18 protein-coding genes and 2 pseudogenes are annotated in these 14,250 nt (G+C 58.0%); 9 read left to right on the forward strand and 11 right to left on the reverse strand.

All coding sequences use genetic code 11. The features are described from left to right. Positions 1-30: 30 nt before the first annotated feature. On the forward strand, positions 31-1,404 hold the full coding sequence (locus tag F3H98_RS26640; protein WP_149763446.1) for a sensor histidine kinase: 1,374 nt from the start codon (positions 31-33) through the stop codon (positions 1,402-1,404). A gap of 17 nt (positions 1,405-1,421) precedes the next feature. Next, complete coding sequence (locus F3H98_RS26645) at positions 1,422-2,084, forward strand: LuxR C-terminal-related transcriptional regulator (RefSeq protein ID WP_149763524.1); 663 nt, start codon at positions 1,422-1,424, stop codon at positions 2,082-2,084. 130 nt (positions 2,085-2,214) lie between these two features. On the opposite strand, the gene F3H98_RS32440 is transcribed toward F3H98_RS26645, so the two are convergent. After that, positions 2,215-2,424: a hypothetical protein gene (locus tag F3H98_RS32440; RefSeq protein WP_188130585.1), complete on the reverse strand. Its 210-nt coding sequence runs from the start codon at positions 2,422-2,424 to the stop codon at positions 2,215-2,217. 992 nt (positions 2,425-3,416) lie between these two features. Next, complete coding sequence (locus F3H98_RS26655) at positions 3,417-4,334, reverse strand: PRC-barrel domain-containing protein (RefSeq protein WP_149763450.1); 918 nt, start codon at positions 4,332-4,334, stop codon at positions 3,417-3,419. A gap of 140 nt (positions 4,335-4,474) precedes the next feature. Between F3H98_RS26655 and F3H98_RS32640 the strand changes: the two genes are divergently transcribed. Both F3H98_RS32640 and F3H98_RS26665 read left to right on the forward strand, forming a co-directional pair. Further along, positions 4,475-4,798, forward strand: coding sequence for an ATP-dependent DNA ligase (locus F3H98_RS32640; protein ID WP_425294878.1), 324 nt, complete (start codon positions 4,475-4,477; stop codon positions 4,796-4,798). Positions 4,799-4,949: 151 nt separating this feature from the next. After that, positions 4,950-5,171 carry a DNA ligase-like domain-containing protein gene (locus tag F3H98_RS26665; protein ID WP_149763452.1) on the forward strand — a complete coding sequence of 74 codons (222 nt, stop codon included), beginning with the start codon at positions 4,950-4,952 and terminating at the stop codon, positions 5,169-5,171. A 302-nt stretch (positions 5,172-5,473) separates the two neighbouring features. On the opposite strand, the gene F3H98_RS26670 is transcribed toward F3H98_RS26665, so the two are convergent. After that, entirely contained in the window at positions 5,474-5,983 is a 510-nt protein-coding gene (locus F3H98_RS26670; RefSeq protein ID WP_149763454.1) for a YciE/YciF ferroxidase family protein, read from the reverse strand. Between the two features lie 141 nt (positions 5,984-6,124). On the opposite strand from F3H98_RS26670, the gene F3H98_RS26675 reads away from it, so the two are divergent. Further along, positions 6,125-6,373 carry a hypothetical protein gene (locus F3H98_RS26675; protein ID WP_149763456.1) on the forward strand — a complete coding sequence of 83 codons (249 nt, stop codon included), beginning with the start codon at positions 6,125-6,127 and terminating at the stop codon, positions 6,371-6,373. A 340-nt stretch (positions 6,374-6,713) separates the two neighbouring features. Continuing rightward, positions 6,714-7,220: pseudogene (locus tag F3H98_RS31960) on the forward strand (ATP dependent DNA ligase); the annotation flags it as partial. Positions 7,221-7,261: 41 nt separating this feature from the next. Here F3H98_RS31960 and F3H98_RS31965 read toward each other — a convergent pair. Continuing rightward, positions 7,262-7,453 (reverse strand): annotated as a pseudogene (locus F3H98_RS31965) (leucine zipper domain-containing protein); the annotation flags it as partial. A gap of 84 nt (positions 7,454-7,537) precedes the next feature. Then, positions 7,538-7,756, reverse strand: coding sequence for a hypothetical protein (locus F3H98_RS26685; RefSeq protein ID WP_149763460.1), 219 nt, complete (start codon positions 7,754-7,756; stop codon positions 7,538-7,540). A 186-nt stretch (positions 7,757-7,942) separates the two neighbouring features. Here F3H98_RS26685 and F3H98_RS31330 point away from each other — a divergent pair, with 186 nt between their 5' ends. Then, a complete protein-coding gene (locus F3H98_RS31330) occupies positions 7,943-8,113 on the forward strand; it encodes a hypothetical protein (RefSeq protein ID WP_188130586.1) in 171 nt (56 codons plus the stop codon). A gap of 69 nt (positions 8,114-8,182) precedes the next feature. Here the strand turns inward: F3H98_RS31330 and F3H98_RS26690 are convergent, their stop codons facing one another. From F3H98_RS26690 to F3H98_RS26700, 3 genes are all read right to left on the reverse strand, one after another. Beyond that, complete coding sequence (locus tag F3H98_RS26690; RefSeq protein ID WP_149763463.1) at positions 8,183-8,365, reverse strand: hypothetical protein; 183 nt, start codon at positions 8,363-8,365, stop codon at positions 8,183-8,185. Positions 8,366-8,682: 317 nt separating this feature from the next. Then, entirely contained in the window at positions 8,683-9,012 is a 330-nt protein-coding gene (locus tag F3H98_RS26695; protein WP_149763465.1) for a hypothetical protein, read from the reverse strand. 14 nt (positions 9,013-9,026) lie between these two features. Further along, positions 9,027-9,242 carry a hypothetical protein gene (locus F3H98_RS26700; RefSeq protein WP_149763467.1) on the reverse strand — a complete coding sequence of 72 codons (216 nt, stop codon included), beginning with the start codon at positions 9,240-9,242 and terminating at the stop codon, positions 9,027-9,029. 163 nt (positions 9,243-9,405) lie between these two features. On the opposite strand from F3H98_RS26700, the gene F3H98_RS26705 reads away from it, so the two are divergent. Then, positions 9,406-9,615, forward strand: a complete 210-nt coding sequence (locus tag F3H98_RS26705; RefSeq protein WP_149763469.1) for a hypothetical protein — start codon at positions 9,406-9,408, stop codon at positions 9,613-9,615. 731 nt (positions 9,616-10,346) lie between these two features. Here F3H98_RS26705 and F3H98_RS31335 read toward each other — a convergent pair. Continuing rightward, complete coding sequence (locus F3H98_RS31335) at positions 10,347-10,931, reverse strand: hypothetical protein (RefSeq protein ID WP_188130587.1); 585 nt, start codon at positions 10,929-10,931, stop codon at positions 10,347-10,349. Positions 10,932-11,199: 268 nt separating this feature from the next. Here F3H98_RS31335 and F3H98_RS26715 point away from each other — a divergent pair, with 268 nt between their 5' ends. Then, positions 11,200-11,436 carry a helix-turn-helix domain-containing protein gene (locus F3H98_RS26715; protein WP_149763471.1) on the forward strand — a complete coding sequence of 79 codons (237 nt, stop codon included), beginning with the start codon at positions 11,200-11,202 and terminating at the stop codon, positions 11,434-11,436. A 280-nt stretch (positions 11,437-11,716) separates the two neighbouring features. Here F3H98_RS26715 and F3H98_RS26720 read toward each other — a convergent pair whose 3' ends face one another. Both F3H98_RS26720 and F3H98_RS26725 read right to left on the reverse strand, forming a co-directional pair. Continuing rightward, positions 11,717-12,700: an asparaginase gene (locus F3H98_RS26720; RefSeq protein ID WP_244621921.1), complete on the reverse strand. Its 984-nt coding sequence runs from the start codon at positions 12,698-12,700 to the stop codon at positions 11,717-11,719. A 14-nt stretch (positions 12,701-12,714) separates the two neighbouring features. Continuing rightward, positions 12,715-14,223 carry an aspartate ammonia-lyase gene (locus tag F3H98_RS26725; protein WP_149763476.1) on the reverse strand — a complete coding sequence of 503 codons (1,509 nt, stop codon included), beginning with the start codon at positions 14,221-14,223 and terminating at the stop codon, positions 12,715-12,717. Positions 14,224-14,250 lie beyond the last annotated feature (27 nt).

The following is a 14,250-nucleotide window of genomic DNA, read 5'->3' on the forward strand; positions in this document are numbered from 1 at the left end:
CCGTTGAGCAACCGTGGCGGCGGAGTGGTGATGACCAGTTTATCTACCGATCATCCAACAAAAGCTGCAATTCCCCGAACTTGGCCAACATGGTCGCTCGCAACGCAATTCTTGGCAGCGGGCACACTCGTATCGGTCCTCGCCATGTTTTTGGTAGGTCTGGTTGTGTCGCATCTGATCCAGTCCGCCATCACAAAAAACGCCGGTGCGACCACCGCTCTCTACGTGGACAGCGTTATTGCTCCCATACTGCCGGACATGCGGACTACCGACCAGCTCGACGATTCGGTGGCGCGCGCGCTCGACGAGACGATGCGGCAGAGCACGCTTGGAGGCAGCATCGACTTTTTCCGCCTTTGGAGCGCCGACAAAGCGATACTCTACGCGCACGGCGAGGAGGCAACGGCTCGGCAGTCGGAGGACGAGGCGCTCCTTGCCGCGATGCGGGGCGAAATAGCAACACGTTATGAAGATCAGTCCATGTTCGGCGCACCTCAGTTGGTAGTCTTCTATCCCCTCTTGCAGCCGTGGACGGGTGAAGTTGTCGCCGTGGCTGAATTGCACGAAGCGGCAACCGCCTTAAAGCGCAGCCTTGAGCAGGCCCTATGGAGAAGCTGGGCGGCAGTCGCGCTCATTACATTCGCCTTCTTTCTTGTTCTGTCGGCGATCGTTATGAGAGGCAGCCGCACGATCGATACGCAAAGCATCGAGCTTCGTCAGCGTGTGGCCGAACTTTCAGATCTGCTCACTCAAAACAGCGAGCTTAATACCCGGCTGCAACTGGCCTCCGAGCGTGCGACTGCACTCAACGAAAAGTATCTCAGGCGTCTTGGCTCCGAGCTTCACGACGGACCTGCCCAGCTAATAGCTCTGGCAGCACTGCGGCTGGACACCCCCGCTCTCGTCGATGGAACAAAACCAGAGCGCCGGCGGAATCTCGCCGCGATTAAGTCGCGGCTGGACGAAGCCTTGCGCGAGGTCCGCGCTGTTTGCACGGGTCTCGTACTGCCGGACATTGAAGCGGCCGACCTTCCGGAGATCCTGGTTCGCGCCGTGCGTGCGCATGAACAGCGCACTGGGATGGCCGTCGCACTGACCACGTCTGGCGCGACCCTCGCACTGGCGCCTGCCGCAAAGATCTGTGTGTACAGGTTCGTACAAGAAGGTCTGACCAATGGCTTTCAACATGCTGGCGGCGTCGGACAAGAGGTGCGCGAGACCTGCGACCACGGGCAACTGACGATCTGCGTCATGGATCGTGGCAGCGGCTTCGACATCAAGGCGCCGCGGCCGCAAAGTCTGGGCCTCATCGGATTGCGTGGGCGCATCGAGAGCCTTGGCGGTCGGTTCAAGGTCGGTTCTTCCAGCGAAGGAACCATTCTTACTATGACCCTGTTCTTGTAGCGCGATTGGAAGAGGTTCTGATGCAGAACATCAGCGTTGCCATCATCGATGACCATCCATTGTTTAGGGACGGTGTCGCCTGCAGTTTGTCCGAGTCAGGAATTTTTTCGGTTCTCGGACAGGGCGGCAGTAGTGAAGAGGCACTACGCATCGCAAAGGATACGCGGCCGGACATATTGCTACTGGACCTTTCTATGCCAGGCGGCGGACTGCAGGCGATCGCGGCCGTGCGGCGCCTCATCCCCGACCAGAAAATCGTTGTCCTGACCGTTTCGGAGGCCGCTGACGATGTCCTAATGGCACTCCGGGAGGGTGTCGACGGCTACATTCTCAAGGGAGTCGGCTCGAAGGATTTGCTGGATGTCCTCGTTGGCGTCGCTGCCGGTGAAAGATATGTTTCGCCGCTGCTGTCGGCACGCGTACTGGTAGATCTTTCCACACGCGTCGATCGGCCTCCGAAAGATCCGATGGGACAACTCACCGGTCGCGAGCGCCAGGTACTGAATTTGGTTGCCGACGGCCTGAGCAACAAGGCCATCGGCCGAACGCTCGACCTTCACGAAAAGACGGTGAAACACCACCTGAGCCGCGTCTTCTTTAAGCTGAAGGTCAGCAACAGGACCGAAGCTGCAATGGTGTTGCGCGATACCGACGGCAGCTCCGACCGTCCTGCCCACTAGCGCCGCTGCAAGGTTTGCAGTCTCTGGCCGTCGGCGGGAGAAGCTGGGCGATTGACGATGGTGCGGCCCCTACTGTCCTTCATAATATAGCGGCCGCGGACGATTGTTTCCTCCAGACCGTTCCCATGTCTCACCACTGCTGAAGCAGATGTCTGTCCGGCGCTGCCTGTGGGGTTGGAACTGGCGCCGCTTGCTCTGCCTCCTGCGCCTCCACCGCCCTTCCCGTTGCCACCGCCGTTGCCATTTCCATTCCCGCCGCCATTGCCATTCCCATTGCCGCCGCCATTGCCATTCCCATTGCCGCCGCTGCCACCATTGCCGCCGCTGCCACCATTGCCATTCCCATTGCCGCCACCCTTGTCTTTCGCAGCTGCAGGAAGGCCGCCTAAAGTCAAGGCAACGGGCATCAAAGCCATCCGAGATACCAGAAGGAGGCTTGCTCTACGCGTCGGCATTGTTTCTTCTCCGCGTCGTCGGCAACGAATGCATCGCAGAGGCGTTTGTGCATGCGGTTGTATTGTGCCTGCTCGATTTATCGGGCGAATGAAGCGCCCGCCGGCCAGGCCGGCGGGCGATACCATACGCAGGAAGGGACGTTAACTGCGTATGGCACTCCAGGGAAGCCGGCGTTATTGCCGGCGTCCATTGCTGCGTGGCATGGGTCAACTTAATGTAAATCCCATAGTCGCGATGCTTATGCAAAGTACCAGCAGTGGCCCCAACAACCAGCGAGCCTCGTAAACGCTCTTGTCCATAATCGCCTCCGACTGATTGTCATTTCTTGCAAGCACAATCACAACGCTGGATTTCGGTTCCCGAATTAGTGGCATACAAGACCAATGCCATGTGGCTTTAAGGCTTTGGTCCTAGGGGCTCGCCGGTCTTCGATATCGGAAACTGCTTAGGCAACACCGTCGACAAGTTTGAACGCTGTTGTTTGACCCCGCAGATCAAGGAGTGCCTCGCGAATATCGAATGCAGAGGTCTCCGATACAAATCCATAATCTCATCCTCGAAGTCGAGCGGATCTGGATCAACGCGAGCCGGAGGAACGGAGAGCCAAGCACCATCGGTGACGGCAGCTTCACTGCCGATGGAAAAGTGCTCGACCTGCACATGGTAAAATAGCGTCACGCGCAGCGCTGACGCCGTTAAAATGTGAAATGGATAGCTCCCCGCATATCTTGCCAATCATAGACGGCATTTGTGGCGTTCCGGACTGAACGATTACCGTGCACGAGCACGACCCTGGGGAGAAAGCAGGCCAAGTGAAGTAGCCGGGTACTCGATCACGGCTCCGGCACTGCATGCCGGAGCCGCGAAACTGTAGTTTTATCGCTTCATGATCAAGCGCTGTTCGTCGCGCTTCTCAGCGTAGTTTGACTCGTCGTACGCTGGCTGCGCATCAAGCTGCTCCCTGGTGAAGTTGGTGTAGAGGTACCTTTTCCCGTTCTCGTCGGCCATGAAAGCGAGATTATCCATACCAACTGCAACTTCTTTCTCACCTACGCCAAGGAAGCCGCCGACATCGATAATGATCGACTCAACCTTCTTGTCCGCGCCAAGGATAACATCACCGATCTCACCGAGGTTCTCGTCATTCGCGCCGTAAACAGTCGTGCCAACGAGTTCCTCCGAACGGAGTTCGGTCGCGGCGACTTCTTTTAACGTCGATTTGTCGATCGCAGCGGTCTTTGTCGTGTCAGTAGCCGCGGGGTTGGGATTGGCAGGAGCTTCTGCGGCAGGCTCATCGGTCGTGGCCGGTGCCTCGGCAGTCGAGGGTGCAGCCGGAGCGGTGGTGTCAGTGGTCGTCCCCGGAGTGACTTGGTATGGCAACGGATCGAAGGTCGCCAGTGCATTCAGCTCGTCCTTGGTCGCCGCTACCACTATCCACCGGTCGCCATCCTTTTCTGCCCATTCGATTTTGTCGTACGCCATGGCGACGTTCTTCTCCCCAATGCCTAAGAACCCGCCAACGCCAATAACTATGGATTCTACATCGCCCTCCCTGCCAAACACTACATCATTGACTTCGCCGATGTTCTGCGCGTCGTCACCAGTGCCATTATAGACCGTTTCACCGATAAGGTTCGTTGCAAGGAACCCCTCCGCTGGAGCAACCGGGGATGCAGTAGTTGCGGGCGCATTTGCTGGTGCGTTTGGATCCGGCGGCGCAGGTTGCGTCTGCGCAAGCGCGCCGGTCGCAATGAGGCCTGCAGCCGCGGTGGTGGCCAAAAGTTTGCCGAACATTGATCGTCTCCTTTGTGCAAGTTTCTTGCCCTTCGAGATTCACAACTAAGCAAGAAGATTCTGGTTCCGGCCCTAGGTGCGGTTATTTGGAAGCGGACTACGTGGTAGTCTTCATGAGATCGTCGGAATGAGCACTGGCTCTGCAATCAAAGGGCGACAAGGAGCCTGAAGGTCCGAACTGGCTGCACGAGATCAAATGGGATGGTTACCGGGTCGGAGCGTATCTTCAGGACGGCAAGGTTCGGGTTCTCGCTCGCAACCTGCATGACTGGACGAAGGAGTTCCCGACCATCGTCCAAGGGGTGTCGCAGCTAAAGGCCACCAATGCGATGATCGACGGCGAGGCCTTTGTTGCCGACGTGGGCGGCATGTCGCATTTCAGCCTGTTGCAGCGCGCTCGGCCGCGGCGGCGACCGAAGCCGGATCATGTGCGCCGTATTCGATCTGACCATGCTGGATGGTGAGGATCTCCGCGATCGGCCGCTGACCGAGCGCCGTGAAAGGCTTTTTCGACCTCCTGGGCAGTCCGCATCCTGAGGGCATCGTTTTCAGCGAAGCTTTGAGGGCAATCCCGGCGACCTCCTGAAACAGGCCTGTGCGTTTGGTTTGGAAGGGGTGGTTTCGAAGCTCCTCGACAGCCCCTACCGTTCCGGCCGGCGCGAGGAATGGGTGAAGGCCAAATGCATCAAGAGCGACGAGTTCATCGTCATCGGGTATGAGCCTGGCGGCAGCTATGGCGGTCTGGGAAGTCTTCTACTGGCGGCGGCGGAAGACGGGAAGCTGGCCTATATCGGCGGCGTCGGCACCGGCTTCAACTCCGAAAGCGCCCTCCCCTGAAAGCCAAACTGGATGCGATCCAAACCGGCTCCTCGCCAATTCCGGGCCTCAAGAACAAGAACGCCGTCTGGACGCGGCCAGCAATTATTGTGGAGTGGAGTTCCGGGGCTGGACTGAAGACGACCAGCTCCGGCATCCCTCGTTTAAGCGGGTGCGGGGCGATAGATCAGCCGACGAGCTAATTTGAGATGGCCAAAAACTCGTACACCTTGGTCACTCAATTCACCGCGGAAATATGGGGCAACCTTAAGCCCGCCGCCCTGGGACGTAAGGACGGCGAGCCGAAGACCCACGAGCAGAGATCAGGCAGCTTCCTGCATTGCACGTTCGTTGACACCGCCTTCTCCTAAGGCAGACAATGCCTCATCGGTGGCTTCTTCTTCAGCCAGCGTCTCGGCCAGGATCGAAGCCGCTTCCGTCATTCCCAGCAACCCGGCCCATGTGATCAGCGTACCGTATCGAGCAATTTCGTAATGCTCGACGGACTGTGCCGCTGCCACTAGACCGGCATCAAGAGCCGGCGCACCTTTGTAATCAGCCAGGATTTCCGAACCCTCTTCGAGAATGCCGTCGATTGCCGGGCAGGTTTTTCCGCGAGCGGGTTTGCCAAGCAGTTGGAACACTGCTTCCAGCCGCTCGATCTGTGCCTCGGTCTCGGCGAGATGCTTCTCGAAGGCGGCTGTGAGTTCTTGGCTTTCCGCTCCCTTCGCCATTTTCGGCAGCGCCTTCACGATCTTCTTTTCGGCGTAGTAGATGTCTTTGAGACCATCGAGAAACAGGTCTTCGAGACCCTTTGTCTGAGTTGATGCCATAATTCCCTCCCAGGGATTTTTGCAGCCTCACTGAATGTGACGCCCTGTGACGACAATCCTCGGGCCGTCGACAAGTTCCATGCGGCAGAAAGGAACTTACTTTCGTCTCCGGTGTTCTGCAGTAGGGATAAGGAGATCACGATGATCAAGAGCGCTATGCCGGCAAGAGCCGACGCAGATACCCAAGACGGCTTTTCCAATGACTCCCCGGCATCTCCCAAGCCAGGGAAAAGTGCGAAGCCATCCAAAACCCAAAAACTGAGCGAAGGCCCGACATCAAGTCCCGCCACCGAGAAGGTCATCGGTGCCGGGCCGGCCATCGCGGAGCACTCTAAGGACGCAAAAATCCTCAAAGGAAAGTCGAAAGGTCGGCGCATACGGCAAAATTGACCGCGACGTTCGGTCGGCGGAAGAGTTTGTATAGCTAAGATCGCTCGTCCAGCGCCGCGATAATTTCTTCCGCAGTTTGAACGCCGCTCTCGAACAGGCTGATGATCCGAAGCGCCAAAATTTCGTGATCCGGATCGCCAGGTTGGATACCTGCTGCACGGCAGCGGTCGTCGAATATCTGATGAAGGACGGCCAGTTGCTCTGGGCTTGCAATGCCATTGAAGCACATGGTGCTTTTCTCCCCATTAGGGCGAAAGCACCTGAGTTGGCTCCCAAGCGTCCGTGTGCCGTGAAAGACACAAACGCTGCGCTCGGCTGCGGCGGCGACCGGAGCCGGATCATGTTTGTCGTATTCGATCTGACCATGCTGAACGGCGAGGATCTCCGCGATCGGCCGCTGGCCGAGCGCCGCGAAAGGCTCTTCGACCTCCTGAGCACTCCGCATCCGGAGGGCATCGTCTTCAGCGAGGCGATCGAGGGAAATCCCGGCGACCTTTTGGAGCAGGCCTGCGCGTTTGGTCTGGAAGGGGTGGTTTCGAAGCTCCTCGACAGCCCTTATCGCTCTGGCCGGGTGAAGGCCAAATGCATCAAGAGCGACGAGTTCGTCGTCATTGGGTATGAGCCTGGCGGCAGCTATGGCGGGCTGGGCAGTCTGCTACTGGCGACGGCGGAAGACGGGAAGCTGGCCTATATCGGCGGCGTCGGCACCGGCTTCAACTCCGAAAGCGCCCTTCCCCTGAAAGCCAAACTGGATGCGATCCAAACCGGCTCCTCGCCAATTCCGGGCCTCAAGAATAAGAACGCCGTCTGGACGCGGCCAGCAATTATTGTGGAGGTGAAGTTCCGGGGTTGGACTGAAGACGACCAGCTCCGGCATCCCTCGTTTAAGCGGGTGCGGGAAGACCGGTCGCCAAGCCCAGCCAGGCCTTTACGCCGGTATCGATCGACCCATTTACGGACTGTCCGCGGGCAAACGCCTGCGGCTTGCGCGACGGCCTGCGGCGTTTGCCCGCTCTCGATCTGCCTTACAATTCGCTCTCGACCGTGCCGCGTAAGCCGGGCATTCTTATGAACGTTCACCCGATCCTCCGGGAATCACTGAAGCTTCGACAACCTCAGTCTTCTCGGCTCGGATCAGATGGACAACCTATGGAAAGCTCACAGCTAGGCCGCCCTAGATTCGCCTTGGAAATCATTCCGATCCAGCGCCGCGATAATTTCTTCCGCAGTTTGAACGCCACTTTGAAACAGGCTGATGATCCGAAGCGCCAAGGTTTCGTGATCCGGATCGCCAGGTTGGATACCTGCTGCACGGCAGCGGTCGTCGAATATCTGATGGAGAATTGCCAACTGCTCTGGGCTTGCAATGCCATTGAAGCGCATGGTGCTTTTCTCCCCATTAGGGCGAAAGCACCTGAGTTGGCTCCCAAGCGTCCGTGTGCCGTGAAAGACCGGACGACATTCCTGATAATATACCTATTGCGCGTTCGTGCTATTCACAAAGACGTAGGGCTTCAGAAAGGCGGAACCCGTCCGCGGCATGGCGGTTCGTGTCGAGGAAGGCTCTCGATGCCCGACGAACCGCGGAAGCCTGATTTGCATGAAAGCTCCGCGATCGCACATCTCGTGGCAGAGACTTGCATCACCGACGAGGACGCTCGCGAACTGGTGCTGCTGCTTGGGGCTACCAACTGGCCGTCGCTCCTGCGTGAAGCCCGAATGCTAAGTCGTAAGACCTAGGAACCTCCGCCCCTGTGGCCCTTTCAGTTCATTTTGATTTCTCCAACGCAACGTGGAGATCTGTTTCAGTCACGATGCCGGCTGGAAAAGCAGCACAATTGCCTCAGCGAGATTCTGGGCCTCTTGTCCCTCATGGGAAATGCCACGATCCAGACACGCGTCGTTGAAGACCCGCTTCATGATTTCCAGATGCTCAGGTTCGAAAACGCCGCCCCGAGCCGCGGTGCCCGACATAACCATGAGCGCAATCATGAGTTCAATCCCAGAAACCGCAAGAGCCCCGCAATTCCCCTGACTGAGCTCGGAACTGCCGGTAATGAGGAGCGTTGAACTGATGTCGGTCGAATTCCCTCAGCCGACGACCTGAGGCGCCTTCCGAAAGCTCCGCCAGCGGAGGCGCCTCTCCCTCGTAGAGGTTCGAAAGCAGTCTTTTCTCTTGGGCCAAAGGGTTCCGGCATGCTCTGAAATAGGAATTAATTCCTGCATCAGTCAAACGATCCTGTCGCTTTTATGCTTTTTTCGTTCGGTGGAACTCGACAAACGCTTGGGGGCGCTTGTGGTGAAAACCCTCATGCCCCTCCCGCATTTTGTAAGTTCCATTCTGCCCATACCCCAAAGGGAACCTCTTCCGTATAAGGCTTGATCCCGTTGAATATGCCGTCTTCGTGGACCAGCTCGTGCCACTGCCACACCATGGTCTCGCCTCTGACGACGCGTTTGTTGCCGTAACGGGCGTGGCAGTGCTTGCAGACGTCCTGTCCCGCCTCGGTCACAGGTGCATAGCCGTTCCACTTGGCGCTCAGATTAGCAAGGAAAATGCGGTCGCTATAAACCCGCCATATGTCGAACGAAACAGCACGATACTGGGAGAAGTTGCATGGAAGCGTCACGATGCTCATGTTTATTGTCCCGACTAACCGCTATTCAGATCGATTGGCCATTTTTCAAGAACCACCAATGAGGCGATCAGGTCGACCAAGTCGTCGTCCGTCATTTGGCTTTCGGGGACTGAATCACGAACGTGGTTGATGCAGTCTCGAATGGACACAGGAGCATTGGCCTTGATCTTGGCGCCTACGCATTCGCGGACAGAGGCAACTACGCGAGGAGCAAAGAAGTTTTCAGACATTCCGGCCTCGAGATCTGTTTCGCCAGTAACGGTCCCGGCTGACCGTAGTTCCACCTGACAGCAATGATGCATTTAATGGGGGCGAAGGCCGAGCGCGTTGACACCTCGATCAGCCGAGGAATCAATGCCCATGCGGTGCGGCTTACTCATCCAGGAGGCCGCGATGGGGCGTCAACAGCAGAACTATCTTCGAAACCAATTAGAGCTCCGCGTCCACGAGGCGAATGGCGAGGTGTGTTGTATCGCCGCAATGGCCGATCATTTTGACGTCGCTTGTGTCGCCTTTTTGGCCGCGGCGCAATGCTACACGTATGCCAGGATCGCGCTGCAAGACAGCGCTTGTATCGTCGGCGAAGTTGAGCGGCGCCTATAATAATCCAGACACGGACAGTTGCGGTGGTGAAGTTCTCCGCTGTTTTTCGCGCGGCCAAGTTGAGTGAGGATCCGGTCAGGCCGTGGACCGTCCCTAGACGGCCTAGCTGCCTTTGGCGTTTAGGTATGGATTTGTGGGCTTAGGTCAGTTCGACCCGCACGCCTCCGCATACATCCCAGCCTGTGGGTGAGATCGGGCCGCATCGGTGCGCATCCGGCCCAAACCAATCTCGGAGTTGCGCCAACGGACGTAGCCGATTGCGCCCGCAATCCTAGGTGAGGCAATAGATCGCCGCTTGCCCAAGCGCGATGAACGTCTGTACGGTTGACAAAGGTGGCGTACCCGATGTCTTCGGCGAAGGATCATTGCGTACACTCCGCTAATCCCAACACCGATGATGAACACTGCAACCATCGATAGGAGCCACGACATAGCAGGCCTGCCTTTCGCACGAGTGTTTTATCACTTGTAGCCGGTGTGCATTGAGCATTTGTGACATGTCAGTCGACGCACCATCCAACCACAGCCAGCCGGCAAATTTTGTCGGATCCCTGCACCATTTTCGTGTCATTCCCGACTCATGAAGGAGGAGGCTGGATTTCAAGAACAGAGAAACCGCAGTGTAGGTGGGGGACATCGTGCCCTGATCCATGATCCGTGCAATTTGGAAGCCTGACGACCTGGACCTCGTGACTTCATGAGCCTTCTCGGTTCAAGGCCCATCGAGCGTATCAGTTTTCTTGTTCCCTGCGGTCCAGCCGGAAGGGTTCACTCCAACCCAGGGTCAATTCCTCGCGGAAATCAACAATGACGGGCAGCTCCGTCACCGCCTTTTCCAGACGCACGAGATCGGCGGCAATTGCCCAGTACCGGGCGGCATCGGCACGAACGGCGGATCGATCGGGCCGGTCGTTTGGCGGGTTGCCCACAAACTTCTTCAGGTCTCGAAGAACCGATTCGATGTGAGGCCAAGGAAAGTCGGTCGGATCGCCGATCTCCCTGTCCGTCCGTGCGATGATCTCCAGCTTAGCTACAATACCGACAAGAGATTGTGCAGGTGTGTCCAGAAGTTGGTCTTGAAGCTTCAAGGCAGCGGTCACGGCTGCAACCTCCGCCTCGCGGGCGACGGAGTATCCAACTTCTTCGTCAATCACATCCCAGCGAGCGGTCTGCAGTACCATCTGAGCTTGGCTGCGCGGATCATCGCGATCCTGTCTACCGAGACCGACTGCGTTGATGACGCGCCTTTCCAGACGCTGCTGTAACCGGCACAGCACGAGTGCAACGCGTTGGGTTCGTTGCCAGTTCTGGAACAAGACGATGGCAGGATCGACCTTTGCACACCGCGACCCACCTCTCTCCCGGAGCTCAGCTACCGATCCGCAGTTCTGGAGTCTCGGCTGGGTTCTGAGAGGCACAGACTTCGCTCTATCGATCATAGTTTCAAGCTCCAGGATCATTGATCTTCATTTCACCACTTGCCCGAGTGTCTAGTTCGCTCGCTCAGGTCGACCGCTACCACGCAGCATTATTGTAGAGAATACTCCGTGGTGAAATACTCGTCAAATCGTGGATCTCTGATCAATGGAGATTCGGGAGGTATTCGCGCAAAATCTGCGAGCAGCGCGGCAAGCCAAAGGCATGTCGCAAGAAGAGCTCGCCCATCGTGCGGATATCGATCGTACCTATATCAGTTCGCTGGAACGCAGTGTTTACAACGCGAGCATTGATGTGGTGGAGCGCCTGGCAATGGCCCTCGGCACCGAGGCGGCAGAGTTGCTTAAGCGATCGCAAGAGACGTCGACGAACCAAGTCGACTAACAGAAGCCGCTCGCGAGTGCGCCATCAAGTGCGCCGTAGCAAGCGAGGGGCGTTTCGTGTTGTTCGCCGATCATCCGGAAGCTGAGTGTCGCTGCTAATCGGTCGGGTCGCGCCGACACGTTGAATGGCCGGAACGAGGCCGGAAGCAGACTTGCGGCTTCGAGGCGTGGAATCTGAGAAGCGGACATTCAGCCGCCCCATGCATCGACGTAAACTAACCCATCTGGGACGTTCACTGTGGTGCCTCAAACGGCTGGTTCTGGATCCGATTTGAGACCGTTCAGTACATCGCGAATATTCGCTGAATTTCATTGCGGTCCGTAGTTCGTGCCAGTGCCAAGCCTAGCAGAATCCGTGCCTTCGGCGGTGTCAGATTGTCCGCCGCGATGATTCCAATCGCCCGATGTCTGGCGCTGTCCAGTGCGCCTCCGCTTCCGGCGCGAGATGATTGCAGGGCCACGACGCCTCTCGATATCACCTCTTCAAGTGCCTCAACTTCACTTGGTGTGCCCATACCCGGGGCGAAGCCGGCAAGCACGATGCCTTTGGCGCCGGCAGCTGCGAAAGCGCGTATTGCCGTTCCGTCCGAGCCCGCGTAGCTGTAAGCCACATCGACCCGCGGCATTGCCGCGATGTCTGCAACCGAAAACTCACTTTCCAGAGTGTGCAGTCGTTCCGTTCGGCGATAGTAGCGGACCGTCTCGCCGTCAACCTGGCCAAGCATGCCGAAGTCCGCAGACTGAAAGGCGTGCAAGCGGAAAGTCGACCGTTTGCTGACGTCACGTGCTGCATGAATTTCGTCGTTCAGTACGATCAGTACGCCGCGGCCGCTTGAATCCGGCGACGCTGCAACCCTGATTGCGCTGACCAGGTTCGCCGGCGCATCCGAAGAAATGCCATTCAGCGGCCGCTGCGATCCGACGACCACCACAGGGATTTTCAGTTTAAGCGTCAGCGAGAGGCAATAGGCGGATTCCTCTAACGTCGCGGTGCCGTGGCCGATGACGATGCCCGCGAGTTCCGGGTTGTCTTCGGCGAGCCTGGCGCAGAGCAGCGCCAGATCCCGCCAGTCGCCGGAGGTGACGGCCGTGCTCTCGATGTTCTTGAAGCGAACCGGCGTTACGCGAGCCAAACCGCGCAGCGGTGGCAGCGCCGCGATGATGTCGTCCGCGTGAAGCCTGTTGTCGTTGTTCCCGTAATCCAGGATGTCGAATGCATCCTTGCCGATTGAGGCGATCGTGCCGCCGGTTCCGATGAATGCCACCTCGGGTATTGTTGTTACCATGTGCTGCCGGTTATTCCGTCGGAAGAGCCGCCGAGCTCACCTTGCTGCGCCAGGAGGCGATACTTCTGGATCACCTTTTGATAGCGCAAAGTATCTGCGAAAAGCGAGACCTCAAAAAGCTCTTCGGCCTCTTCCTGTGACAAAAGCGCCATCTGAACCGCAGCATCCTTGATCGACAGTCCCCGCTCGGCGGCGAAGCGGGCGACCGATCCGGCTTTCGGATAATCGAAGACAGCAGCGATCGCGGTGGAAAGGGCAAGCGAACCTTCCGCCGCCGCGCGGCACGTCGCCTCATTAGCGGCTATGCCGGCAATGCATTTCGAAATGAGCAACGGTATCGCCCGGTTAAGCAGGACGATCGACTCGGTCACGGCATTGAGGATGATCGACTCCCAGACATTGAGGTCGAGTTCACCCTCACAGGCGCGTGTGACGGTGGCGTCGTTGCCGAGGACGCGGAAATAGACCTGGATGGCCATTTCCGGGACGGCCGGGTTGATCTTGCCTGGCATGATCGACGAGCCCGGCTGTACCGCAGGCAGGGTGATCTCAGCAAAGCCGGCGCGCGGGCCGGACGACATGAGACGCAGATCGTTGCACATCTTCGCCATCGACAGCGCCAGGGATTTCAGTGTGCCGGAAATCGACATCCATTGATCTGCATTCTGCAGTGCGTCGAAGAAGTTCTCCTCCGGTTCCAACGCCAATTGGGTGATGCGGCTTAGCTCGACGTGGACGGCCGCCTTGTAGCCCGGGAGCGCGCCGAACTCTGTGCCGACCGCAGTGGCCCCCAACGGCAAGTGAAGACATTTGGCCTTGGCGATTTCCAGGTCCCGCAATGCTCGCTGGAAGCTGTGTCGGTATCCTGAGATCTGCTGACCGAGCGTGATCGGGAGCGCATCTTGGAAGCAGGTCCTGGAAAGCTTTATCACGCTCGCGAACTCGACCTCCTTCGCGGCAAGCGCATCGACCAGGCCCGACACTGTGTGTTCGAGCTGCGATAGTAGCCGGTAAACAGCGATTTTCATCGCCGACGGAATGACGTCATTCGTCGATTGGGCCATGTTCACGTCCGTGTTCGGATGGACATGATCATAACCCTTGCGGCCGCTCAGCACTTCGTTGGCGCGGTTTGCAATCACCTCATTCACATTCATGTTCGCCGCCGTGCCGCCGCCGCCATGATAGATGTCCACCGAGAACTGCGACGGCTCGAAGTTTTCCAGACAATGTTCGCCGGCCGCGACTATAGCCTCTGCTATCTCCCCGGGTAGCCCGCCGGCCGCCAGATTGGCGAGCGCGGCGGCCTGCTTGATGTGGATGATGCCCTCGACGAAGCCCGGAATATCGGCAATCGTCTTGCCGGAAACGGAAAAGTTCTCTAGCGCGCGAACCGTTTGGATACCGTAGTAATGAGCGTCATCGATGGGTCGACTGCCCAATGCGTCGGTCTCGATGCGCTCACCGGTGTTGCTTTCCGACCCGGGCGTAGTCTGGTTCATGTCGAATTTCCTTGGCGTGGATCGCGG

The sequence above is a fragment of the Neomesorhizobium albiziae genome (assembly GCF_900114255.1).
Classification (GTDB): domain Bacteria; phylum Pseudomonadota; class Alphaproteobacteria; order Rhizobiales; family Rhizobiaceae; genus Neomesorhizobium; species Neomesorhizobium albiziae.

Excerpts from the sequence above, each read along its gene's own strand:
- F3H98_RS26640 (WP_149763446.1), top strand. The coding sequence starts at position 31 with ATGACCAGTTTATCTACCGATCATCCAACAAAAGCTGCAATTCCCCGA.
- F3H98_RS32440 (WP_188130585.1), bottom strand. The coding sequence starts at position 2,424 with ATGGCAATGGTGGCAGCGGCGGCAATGGTGGCAGCGGCGGCAATGGGA.
- F3H98_RS26655 (WP_149763450.1), bottom strand. The coding sequence starts at position 4,334 with ATGTTCGGCAAACTTTTGGCCACCACCGCGGCTGCAGGCCTCATTGCG.
- F3H98_RS26670 (WP_149763454.1), bottom strand. The coding sequence starts at position 5,983 with ATGGCATCAACTCAGACAAAGGGTCTCGAAGACCTGTTTCTCGATGGT.
- F3H98_RS26675 (WP_149763456.1), top strand. The coding sequence starts at position 6,125 with ATGATCAAGAGCGCTATGCCGGCAAGAGCCGACGCAGATACCCAAGAC.
- F3H98_RS26685 (WP_149763460.1), bottom strand. The coding sequence starts at position 7,756 with ATGCGCTTCAATGGCATTGCAAGCCCAGAGCAGTTGGCAATTCTCCAT.
- F3H98_RS31330 (WP_188130586.1), top strand. The coding sequence starts at position 7,943 with ATGCCCGACGAACCGCGGAAGCCTGATTTGCATGAAAGCTCCGCGATC.
- F3H98_RS26690 (WP_149763463.1), bottom strand. The coding sequence starts at position 8,365 with ATGATTGCGCTCATGGTTATGTCGGGCACCGCGGCTCGGGGCGGCGTT.
- F3H98_RS26695 (WP_149763465.1), bottom strand. The coding sequence starts at position 9,012 with ATGAGCATCGTGACGCTTCCATGCAACTTCTCCCAGTATCGTGCTGTT.
- F3H98_RS26700 (WP_149763467.1), bottom strand. The coding sequence starts at position 9,242 with ATGTCTGAAAACTTCTTTGCTCCTCGCGTAGTTGCCTCTGTCCGCGAA.
- F3H98_RS26705 (WP_149763469.1), top strand. The coding sequence starts at position 9,406 with ATGGGGCGTCAACAGCAGAACTATCTTCGAAACCAATTAGAGCTCCGC.
- F3H98_RS26715 (WP_149763471.1), top strand. The coding sequence starts at position 11,200 with ATGGAGATTCGGGAGGTATTCGCGCAAAATCTGCGAGCAGCGCGGCAA.
- F3H98_RS26725 (WP_149763476.1), bottom strand. The coding sequence starts at position 14,223 with ATGAACCAGACTACGCCCGGGTCGGAAAGCAACACCGGTGAGCGCATC.